Annotated in this window: 9 protein-coding genes; 6 read left to right on the top strand and 3 right to left on the bottom strand. The window is 46.0% G+C overall.

The genetic code is table 11. From position 1 onward, the window contains the following. Window positions 1–21: 21 nt before the first annotated feature. The 3 genes from pxpB to EV213_RS12260 are packed head-to-tail and all read left to right on the top strand — an operon-like array spanning window position 22 to window position 2,511. A complete protein-coding gene (gene pxpB / locus EV213_RS12250) occupies window positions 22–792 on the top strand; it encodes a 5-oxoprolinase subunit PxpB (protein ID WP_166639288.1) in 771 nt (256 codons plus the stop codon). Then, window positions 770–1,549: a LamB/YcsF family protein gene (locus EV213_RS12255; protein ID WP_133580834.1), complete on the top strand. Its 780-nt coding sequence runs from the start codon at window positions 770–772 to the stop codon at window positions 1,547–1,549. The genes pxpB and EV213_RS12255 overlap by 23 nt, the downstream gene beginning before the upstream one ends. Then, on the top strand, window positions 1,546–2,511 hold the full coding sequence (locus EV213_RS12260; protein ID WP_133580835.1) for a 5-oxoprolinase subunit C family protein: 966 nt from the start codon (window positions 1,546–1,548) through the stop codon (window positions 2,509–2,511). The genes EV213_RS12255 and EV213_RS12260 overlap by 4 nt, the downstream gene beginning before the upstream one ends. On the opposite strand, the gene EV213_RS12265 is transcribed toward EV213_RS12260, so the two are convergent. Together EV213_RS12265 and EV213_RS12270 are read right to left on the bottom strand one after the other, a co-directional pair. After that, complete coding sequence (locus tag EV213_RS12265) at window positions 2,489–2,755, bottom strand: hypothetical protein (RefSeq protein WP_133580836.1); 267 nt, start codon at window positions 2,753–2,755, stop codon at window positions 2,489–2,491. The two genes, EV213_RS12260 and EV213_RS12265, sit on opposite strands and share 23 nt — an antisense overlap. 78 nt (window positions 2,756–2,833) lie before the next feature. Continuing rightward, on the bottom strand, window positions 2,834–3,136 hold the full coding sequence (locus EV213_RS12270) for a DUF5327 family protein (RefSeq protein ID WP_133580837.1): 303 nt from the start codon (window positions 3,134–3,136) through the stop codon (window positions 2,834–2,836). 97 nt (window positions 3,137–3,233) lie between these two features. Between EV213_RS12270 and EV213_RS12275 the strand changes: the two genes are divergently transcribed. Beyond that, complete coding sequence (locus EV213_RS12275) at window positions 3,234–4,085, top strand: C39 family peptidase (protein WP_133580838.1); 852 nt, start codon at window positions 3,234–3,236, stop codon at window positions 4,083–4,085. 501 nt (window positions 4,086–4,586) lie between these two features. Here EV213_RS12275 and asnB read toward each other — a convergent pair. Continuing rightward, window positions 4,587–6,485, bottom strand: a complete 1,899-nt coding sequence (gene asnB, locus EV213_RS12280) for an asparagine synthase (glutamine-hydrolyzing) (protein WP_133580839.1) — start codon at window positions 6,483–6,485, stop codon at window positions 4,587–4,589. Between the two features lie 147 nt (window positions 6,486–6,632). Here asnB and EV213_RS12285 point away from each other — a divergent pair, with 147 nt between their 5' ends. Together EV213_RS12285 and EV213_RS12290 are read left to right on the top strand one after the other, a co-directional pair. Then, entirely contained in the window at window positions 6,633–7,169 is a 537-nt protein-coding gene (locus EV213_RS12285; protein ID WP_166639289.1) for a methyltransferase family protein, read from the top strand. Between the two features lie 27 nt (window positions 7,170–7,196). After that, window positions 7,197–8,702, top strand: a complete 1,506-nt coding sequence (locus tag EV213_RS12290; protein ID WP_341770349.1) for a phytoene desaturase family protein — start codon at window positions 7,197–7,199, stop codon at window positions 8,700–8,702. Window positions 8,703–9,597 lie beyond the last annotated feature (895 nt).

The following is a 9,597-nucleotide window of genomic DNA, read 5'->3' on the forward strand; positions in this document are numbered from 1 at the left end:
TCGTATGAATGGAGGTTTCCAGTGAAAACACAACCGATCTTACTCCAACCTGATGGCGACCACTCGCTATTGCTCACTGTGCGAGAGAAAGATACAGAGACCCGTTTTCAATTACTGCAAGCGCTAGCTTCAACCCTTCGCAATCAACCCCTTGCTGGACTTCAAGAAATCGTTTCCGGCTATGACACACTGATGATTCACTACGACGCATCTTTTTTGTCCTATGAAGAGATCGCTCACGACGTAAATGCTTTTACAGAAACAATGATGCACTCTATGCCTGGTCCTTCTCAACGAGGTAAACATGTCGATATCCCTGTTTTATATGGGGGAGACAACGGTCCCGATCTAGCACACGTTGCTTTCTATGCCTCCCTTTCTCCTAAAGAGGTCATTGAGCTGCATACGGCGCCACTTTACCAAGTTCGTTTTATTGGATTCCTCCCAGGATTCCCTTATGTTGATGGGCTCCCTCCAGAACTTCATGTCCCTCGACACGAAACACCTCGACCATCTGTCTCGCCAGGCAGTGTTGGCATTGGCGGGGCTCAAACAGGCATTTATCCGTTGGAATCCCCTGGGGGTTGGAACATCATCGGGCAAACGGCTTTGCCGCTTTTTTCACCTTCGTTACCAGTGCCTTTTCCGCTTAATGCAGGAGATACGCTCTCTTTTGTCTCCATTGATGAAAAGCTGCACAACATCCTTTTGACCAGTCAAGATCCATGGAGCACGTTTGTAGACTATGTAGAGAAAGGGGTGTACGACATTGGCTACTCCAAAAACAATTGACCTTAATTGCGATCTTGGGGAAAGCTTTGGACAGTATACTATAGGCCGCGACGAGGAGATGCTTCCTCTCATTTCCTCTGTCAATATTGCTTGTGGCTTTCATGCTGGAGATGCCAACGTGATGAGGCATACCGTTCAACAAGCACAGTCTCACTCCCTGGCCATCGGGGCGCACCCTGGCTTTCAAGACCTTCAGGGCTTTGGCCGCCGTGACATGAAGCTGGCAATTGAAGATATCTACAGCCTAGTCGTGTACCAAATTGGCGCCCTTCAAGCCTTTTGCCAAGTCGAGGGTGCACAGCTCTCTCATGTAAAGCCTCATGGCGCGCTGTACAATATGGCCGCAAAGGACATGGGAATTGCAGATGCTATTGCGAGAGCGGTACATGATGTCGACCCTGCCATTCTCTTGTTCGGCAGATCAAGAAGTGCACTCATTGACGCAGGCCAGCGTCAACGTTTACATACCGTTGAAGAAGCCTTTATTGACCGCACCTACCAAAAGGATGGTTCTTTGACGCCTCGGCAGCATACGAACGCCGTGCATCTAACTGTTGAAGGAGCGGTCGCGCAAGCATTGGACCTCATTCAAAACCAAACCGTCACAACCGTTGACGGAGCTATCATTCACGTTCCTTGTCAAACGCTATGTCTGCACGGGGACCACCAACAATCTGTTGAGCTTGCAAAAGCGTTAAGAGAAGCGATGGCACAACAAGGGTTGTCTGTTGCGTCAACAAAGAGGCGCATAGGATGAAGGAAACCCCTGTCTTTCACGTTGAAAAACCAGGTCTGCTCACAAGTTTGCAAAATGACGGTCGCAAAGGCTATCAACATGTTGGCTTAGGTCCAGGAGGAGCGATTGATCCGGATGCCTTGTTTATGGCAAATCTGCTTGTAGCCAATGAACTTAATACACTTGCCATTGAATGCACGCTCGTTGGACCGGAACTCCATTGCCTTTTGGATGGAATCATTGCCATAACTGGAGCGGACCTGTCCCCTACATTAAATCGCGAGCCTGTTCCAATGTGGAAGGCAATGCGAATCACGAAAGGTGATACACTGCGATTTGGCAAGCCCATTCAAGGCGCAAGAGCTTATATTAGCAGACACGGCGGCTTTCTCGGGCAGGAGGACTTAGGAAGTGGAGCCTATCACTCGATGGCATCCATCGGCACTTTGTTGACAAAAAACGACGTACTCTCTGCTCACTCCCTCAACGGAAAAGGTCCATTACTCGGTCTCTCTCATGAACATCATCCTGTGTATAAAAAACATGTTACTTTGGCCGTCGTCGCAGGACCTCATGAAGAAAGGTTTAATCAAAAAAGCACTATGGCGTTTTACCACAGCACTTTTCGTGTGAAACATGGAAACCGAATGGCACTGACATTCGAAGGCGAAAACCTTACGCCAATGAAAGGCTCTTTGCTCTCTTCTGGTGTGAATTGGGGGAGCATTCAGGTTCCACCGAGTGGACATCCAATTGTTTTATTGCAGGACCGGCAGACGACTGGCGGCTACCCTCGCATCGGGACAATTGCAAGTATCCATCAGGCAGAATTGGCCCAGCTGGTCACGGGAGATACTGTGAATTTCCAACCAATCACCATCCAGCAAGCGCAAGACAAATGGCGAGAGCATCTAAAGCAAAGACGTAAACTGTATGCACGTGCTTTCGGTAGACGCATGCCTACCCTCTTAAATAAAGCATAAGCATGTCTCTTGCTCCTTGAATGTCTTCTATATCAAGTGTGATTTCGTAAGAATCATCTTCGACAATATGATCAAAATCAAACAACCCTTGTGTATGAAGAAATGAGGAAAGATCTTCTGACACTTTGTCAGCATGAGACATTTTCATCGCCCCAACGAATTCCCGATTCACATAAATGTTATACAGTAGCGGAACAATGGGTTCAGCGATATCCGGAAACACCTCATACGAGCTCATTTCCAAGTGATAGACCTCCAAATCATGCCCACCGACAAACCTATTGTTCGCAAAGAAAGGGTAAACTATGCTCTCAAGGCATGATTAAAAATCGAACAAGCTTTTCCCATTGCCGTCACCGTTTGCATCATTGTCGTCATTTTCTTCCTGGAATGTCGATCCTTGCATGCGCCGCAATTCTAGATCGTCTGCAGAGTCATTGACGATCATCTTTTTTATCGGCGCTGCTGGCCTTTCTACCTCCTCAGCTAACAAAAGCTCGGCGATCACTTTAACCGCGGCAACTTTTTCGCGCATTACTTGAGCATTGCCTTGCTGCTGAGCCACTTTCGCATCGGCTACATCCTGTTCCATCTGCCTAAGCATCGCCTGATAGCTAACTGACATAAAATCGCCTCAATTTCCTTTAAAATTTTTGCTACAAAGACCGATATATAAACCAACACAACATTCGTGATTTTAAGATTAGAAGGGGCGTGCTGCCATGATTCTCCCTCAGTGGCTTTTACTTATATCGGCAGTATTGACTGCCTTTCTTGCCATCATGCTTATTGTATTTGCCCGAAAATCGTTAAAATCCTTCACCGTTTTAGTTGTTGTCATCGCTGCTGGAGCGGGAACTGCATATCTCTCACAAAACGAACCATGGATAACGAAGATTTTTGCGAGCGACAAACCGGTAAGTACACCATTATCAAAATATGCTCACTCTACAAAGCAACCCCCTCATCCTACAGAAGTATTGCTTGATGTCCCTATCATTAGGCAATACCCTGAGCTGCCAAGAGGCTGTGAGGTGACATCACTCGCTATGCTACTTCAGTATGAAAGCATCAATGTGGACAAGCTTGAACTTGCACAGGCAGTTGCAAAAGACACGACGCCTTACAAGAAAATCAATGGTCAGACCCATTTCGGAAATCCTCATGTTGGCTTCGTTGGTAGCATGACGGATCTTTCACAACCAGGGTTTGGTGTGTATCAAGGACCAATCCATGACCTTGCCGAAGTATACGCACCTGGAAAAACCGTTAATCTAACCGGGAGTACATTCTCCAACCTACTCGCCTATGTCGGCAAAGGCCATCCCGTTTGGGTTATTACAAACGTCACTTTTGACGAGCTGCCTGCCTCCGAATTTACAACTTGGCAAACCGCTTCAGGTCCTTTTACTACAACCTATCGTGAGCACTCCGTTGTCATTACAGGCTACTCGAGTCACTATGTTTACGTCAACGACCCCATCGATGGACAGAAAAACAAAAAACTCCCTTTGGAGCCCTTCAGAAATGCTTGGCAACAGATGGGGTCGCAAGCGATCGCTGTACCTAATTAAGGCACATCATATGACACTCAGAAAAAAAGCACAAGGCAGGAGGCCTTGTGCTTTTAAAGTGGGCCAAAGCCAACCAATAGCATTGTTAAGATAATAAAAGCGAGCAATTCTCATCAGCCACATCTAAGCCGTTTGAAAACGTTTATCTTTCGAGGTGCAAAGCCTTGGCAGGCGCGGAGTTGCCATACGGGCAATGAGCACCGGACAAGGCAAAGCAACGACGAAAGCGAGCGTTTCTCATCAGTCGCACTAAGGCTGAATGAAAACGTTTGTCTTTCGAGGCGCAAAGCCTTGGCAGGCGCGGAGTTGCCATACGGGCAATGAGCACCGGTCAAGGCAAAGCAACGAAGCCAAGCGAGCGTTTCTCATCAGTCGCACTAAGGCTGAATGAAAACGTTTGTCTTTCGAGGCGCAAAGCCTTGGCAGGCGCGGAGTTGCCATACAGGCAATGAGCACCGGTCAAGGCAAAGCAACGACGAAAGCGAGCGTTTCTCATCAGCCTTAGATGGACATCGCCTGCTGGTTCCCCAACATCTCCTTCTCAAACGAATAAGCACCCTCCACATAAATCTGATGCCAAAGCATGAACATAAGAACGGTCCAAAGCTTTCTGCTGTAATCCGCTTTGCCTTCACGATGGTTGTCGAGCAAGCGTAGCAAGACGGCTTTGTGGAAGTAACGATCCGTATCACTTTGTTGGATCAAATTCTTTGCCCAATCGTACATTTCATTTTTCAACCAATGACGGATTGGCACGGGGAAACCTAACTTTTTTCGATCCAATACATGGGGTGGTACGATGCCGCGCATGGCTTCACGCAAGACAGCTTTGGTCGTACCATTGGCGATTTTCAATGATGGATCGATCGTTCGTGCACATTCAAAGACTTCTTTATCAAGAAATGGAACACGAAGCTCCAACGAGTGAGCCATCGTCATCTTGTCAGCCTTTAATAAAATGTCCCCACGTAACCATGTATGAATGTCAATGTATTGCATACGATTGACGTCATTGTAGGTTTGAATGTCATCATAGAATGGCTTCGTTACGGACTGGTATGTCTTTCCTTCTTGATAATGGACGAGCAAGTCTCGTTTCTCGTTTTCAGTAAACATTTTTGCATTGCCAATATATCGTTCCTCTAAAGGCGTGCAGCCTCGCTCCAAAAAGCTTTTGCCACGCATGCCCTCTGGAAGTATTGCTGCCACTCGTTTAAGCATGCGCTTCACAGGTGCAGGAACGTACTGGAAGAATTCTAATGATTGTGGCTCTCGATAAATATTGTACCCTCCAAAAAGCTCATCAGCGCCTTCCCCTGAAAGGACTACTTTGACATGCTTTCGTGCCTCTCTTGCGACAAAATATAAAGGAATAGCCGCTGGATCGGCTAGAGGGTCGTCCATATGCCACATAATGCGCGGCAGCTCGTTCATATATTCCTCAGGCGTAATGATGTACGAGATGTTTTCTACACCTAAGGCATCCGCTGTTTCCTTAGCCACATCGACTTCACTAAACCCTTCATGCTCAAAGCCCACAGAGAACGTCAGAATATCTGGATGATAGTCTTTAGCGATAGAGACGATGGCAGATGAGTCAATCCCCCCAGACAAAAACGAACCGACAGGCACATCGCTTCGCATATGTACTTTGACAGAATCTTTCATCGCTTTGCGAATATCGTCAATTACAGTGCGCTTATTTTTTTGCTCTGGTTGGAACGACGCCTGCCAATATTGTTCAAAAACCGGGGATTCTCCAGGTTTTTTTGTGAAACAATACCCTGGAAGCAACTTATGAATACCTTCTGTCACTGTCTGTGGTTCTGGAACAAATTGAAAGGTAAGATAATGTTGGAGAGCTTCTACGTTTACTGCCCCATGGTCTCTTGCCATCAGCAAGCTTTTCTTTTCAGAGGCCGCATAAAAACGGTCCCCATTCTGCATATAAAAGAAAGGCTTAATACCAAAGGGGTCGCGCGCACCAAAGGCCTGTCCTTCTTGCTTGTCCCAAATAATAAACGCAAACATGCCTCGCAGCTGTTTAACGGCATCTTTCCCTTTCGCAGCGAACAAAGCAATTATTGTTTCTGTATCTGATTGCGTTTGAAATGTATATCCTTCTGCTTCTAATTCATTTCGCAACTCAATGTAGTTATAAATTTCACCATTGAATATAATCCAATATCGTTCGTTTTCATAACTTAACGGCTGATGTCCACTCTCAACATCAATAATGCTGAGACGACGAAAGCCAAAATGAACAAATTCATCCTGAAAAAAGCCAGCATCATCAGGCCCTCTATGTGTAATCACATTGGTCATTTGTTTGAATTGGTCATTGAAGAGGTTGTCTTGACCTTGGGCTGTGTCACATATACAGCCGACAAATCCACACATGGTTCGAATCTCCTTCGTATCAAATTCTTTTCATTTCGTTAGTATAGCATACACACATCGCTCACATACAATTTTCGTAGAACGATGTCGTTTTTTGAAAGTTTTCAAGAAATCCAAAACGGGAATAGGAGAGAAAGGGGGATTGCCGTGGTTTCCGTGATCTTTTTTGCTGCTTTTACTATCTTATGGGCTGCGGAGAATATTGTTTTTCCGACGGCAGGTCGTCGCAATGATGTTTCCTTTTTTGTCTTGCTCAGTGCCATGCTTATTTCCGTCATTTCATCGATTGCTGGCGGCTATTTCCAATGGCTTTCATGGTCTGTTTCTACAACGAGCACCGTAATTGGTCTCGGCCTGTTCGCTACAGGTATCATCCTACGCTACTGGGGAATTCTAAAGATGGGCAAGTCCTTTTCTCGCAGGCTTCACTCCCCAGCCAAGCTTGTGACGAACGGACCTTTTCGTTATCTTCGTCACCCACTCTACTCAGGCTTATGTACGACGGTGATCGGTTTAAGTGTATACATAGGCACCTGGATTGGTGTCCTGGCAGCTGTTTTTGTGCTTTTTCCAACTGTGGCATGGCGAGCCGCAAAGGAAGAGCGAGAGTTACACAAGTTGTTCGGGGAGGATTATCGCGTCTTTTGCAAAAAAAGGTGGCGCATCATCCCCTTAATTTACTAAATGAAGGGTGGAATTGACTTGAAAAAAGTGGTTGTCATCGGGGCAGGTCTTGGTGGTATGTCAACGGCTATTCGCCTAGCTTCTGAGGGGTACAAGGTGACCGTGCTAGAAAAAAACGAACGTGCTGGTGGAAAGCTGAACATTCGAAGTGGTGAGGGCTACACATTTGATACCGGTCCTTCGATTCTCACGATGCCTTGGGTACTTCGTGACTTGTTTGCCTCCGCTGATCGCAATGTTGATGATTATATGGAACTTATACAAATTGAGCCTCAGTGGCGGACCTTTTTTGAAGATGGAACACGTTTTGATTTGACCTCTGACTTACCAGGTTTGATGCGTAGCTTTGAAAGTGTATCTCCTGTAGCCGCCTCTGAATTTTATTCGTATATGGCGTATTCGAAAAAAATGTATGACACGTGTATGAAAAGCTTTTACAATCAATCCATCACAGGTGTAAGCGACCTAAGAAAACTCCATTCGCTTGATGAGCTTCTATCGCTGGATCCTATGAGAACCGTCGCACAGGCGACAGCCAAGCATTTTAGCTCAACCCACATGCAGCAGCTCTTTAATTTTCTAGTGATGTATGTTGGCGCCTCCCCTTATCAAGCACCTGCTGTTTTGTCACAGCTAGCCTACGTTCAACTTGGACTCGGTATTTTTTACGTCAAGGGTGGCATGTACAACATTGCCCGTGGGATGCTTCGTCTCCTAGACGAGCTCGGGGTTCAAGTGAAAACGAACCAAGAGGTGGCCGAAATTCAAACTCGTGGAAGCCAAGTGACTGGCGTGCGGACAAGCGATGACGTGCTGTATGCAGCTGATGTCGTTGTTTCCAACCTTGAAGCCGTGCCTTCTTATGAGCTACTGTTTAAAAACAAAGGAGCCGCTAAGGCACGCAAGGCCGCCAAGCAGTTAAAAAAATATGCGCCTTCTGTGTCAGGACTTGTCATGCTGCTAGGTGCGGATCGTTCTTACGATCAGCTTGCTCATCACAATTTCTTTTTCTCAAAAGACCCTGAACGAGAGTTTCGCCAGATCTTTAAGGACCAAAAGCCCGCAGATGATCCAACTGTTTATATCGGAGTTTCTTCAAAGACAGACCCAAGCCAGGCTCCGCTCGGCACAGACAATCTGTTTGTTTTAACACATGTACCTCCGATGAAAGCAAACGAGGATCAATGGTCTGTGAATGCAGAATCGTATCGGCATGTCATTTTAAACAAATTGAACCGAATGGGACTTCCAGTGCACGAAGATCACATCACATGGCAACAGCAATTTACCCCAACCGATTTAAAGCAGCTATATGGGGCAACAGGCGGCTCCATTTACGGAACCGTCGCCGACAAGAAAACCAACGGCGGCTTTCGGATTCCAAACCGAAGTGAGGTCTTTGAGAATCTTTACCTCGTCGGCGGCTCGACTCATCCTGGTGGCGGCGTTCCGATGGCCACGCTCTCAGGCTTGCTGACAGCCGAGCAAATCTTTGAAGAGCATCGGAGCACGTTACGAAAGTCGGCACGATAAAAAAACAACCGTCTCATTTGTGGATTCTCCGCTGATTGAGACGGTTTTTTTAGATACAATACTCCTTTTGAGCGGTTAAAGCACAGTTGCAATTGATACGGTTGATCACAACGTCTTAAGTGTTACACTATTTTCATAAGACAGTTTCTAGTAATTGCATTTAATTTCAGAATAATCTACGTATTGAAAGCGGAGTTACTATGACAACTTTCGCAGTACAAAAATCACCTTCAATGTTGGCAGTGCTTGAGTAGAAGTAAGGTGTGATAGATCGATTGACTTCAAAGAAATTACGTCGAGGTCTTATCGAGTCGATGATGCACTTGTGCCCTTTTGGAGGCAAAGAAAAGACGATGAAGTCCTTTCGAAACGATGTTTCAATCACGTTCGCTACGTCAAAATACTTCGCTTTCCGCGGGCACGGCTTCAGCTTCCTCGGAGTCTTGCTTTCCTGCGGGATCTTCAGCTCGCGCTGTTCCCGCACGAGTCTACGTATTTTGACTACGCTGATGCTTGTTTCTTCGTAAATTGTTTTTATTCAAGACAAGTGAGTGCATCGTTTCATGCAAAGGTACATCACCTTGTGCAGTATTGATGCAGCGGTGGACATATGTTTAGACAACTTTCGCAGAGCAAAAATCATCTACAACAATGGCTGAGCTTGAGTGGAAGCGAAGTGATATAAATCAATTGACCGAATGATGCCGGTGCTTACAATCCTGTATTTCTAAAAGATCGTTTTCAGTAATGAAACTGACATCTACCCCTTAATCACTGAAAGAGTCTTTTATGGATTGTAACACTAATGTTGCATAAATAATTTCATAAAATTCTGTTCTTTGTTCATCGCGGGTAAAGCAAAAAAAGGAGAACCTGAACGAAAGGCGATCTGTCC

The sequence above is a fragment of the Aureibacillus halotolerans genome, from assembly GCF_004363045.1.
Taxonomy (GTDB): domain Bacteria; phylum Bacillota; class Bacilli; order Bacillales; family DSM-28697; genus Aureibacillus; species Aureibacillus halotolerans.

What these genes read in the sequence shown, in the direction of transcription:
- EV213_RS12270 (WP_133580837.1), bottom strand. Translation starts at nt 3,136, where the DNA reads ATGTCAGTTAGCTATCAGGCGATGCTTAGGCAGATGGAACAGGATGTA.
- EV213_RS12260 (WP_133580835.1), top strand. Translation starts at nt 1,546, where the DNA reads ATGAAGGAAACCCCTGTCTTTCACGTTGAAAAACCAGGTCTGCTCACA.
- asnB (WP_133580839.1), bottom strand. Translation starts at nt 6,485, where the DNA reads ATGTGTGGATTTGTCGGCTGTATATGTGACACAGCCCAAGGTCAAGAC.
- EV213_RS12275 (WP_133580838.1), top strand. Translation starts at nt 3,234, where the DNA reads ATGATTCTCCCTCAGTGGCTTTTACTTATATCGGCAGTATTGACTGCC.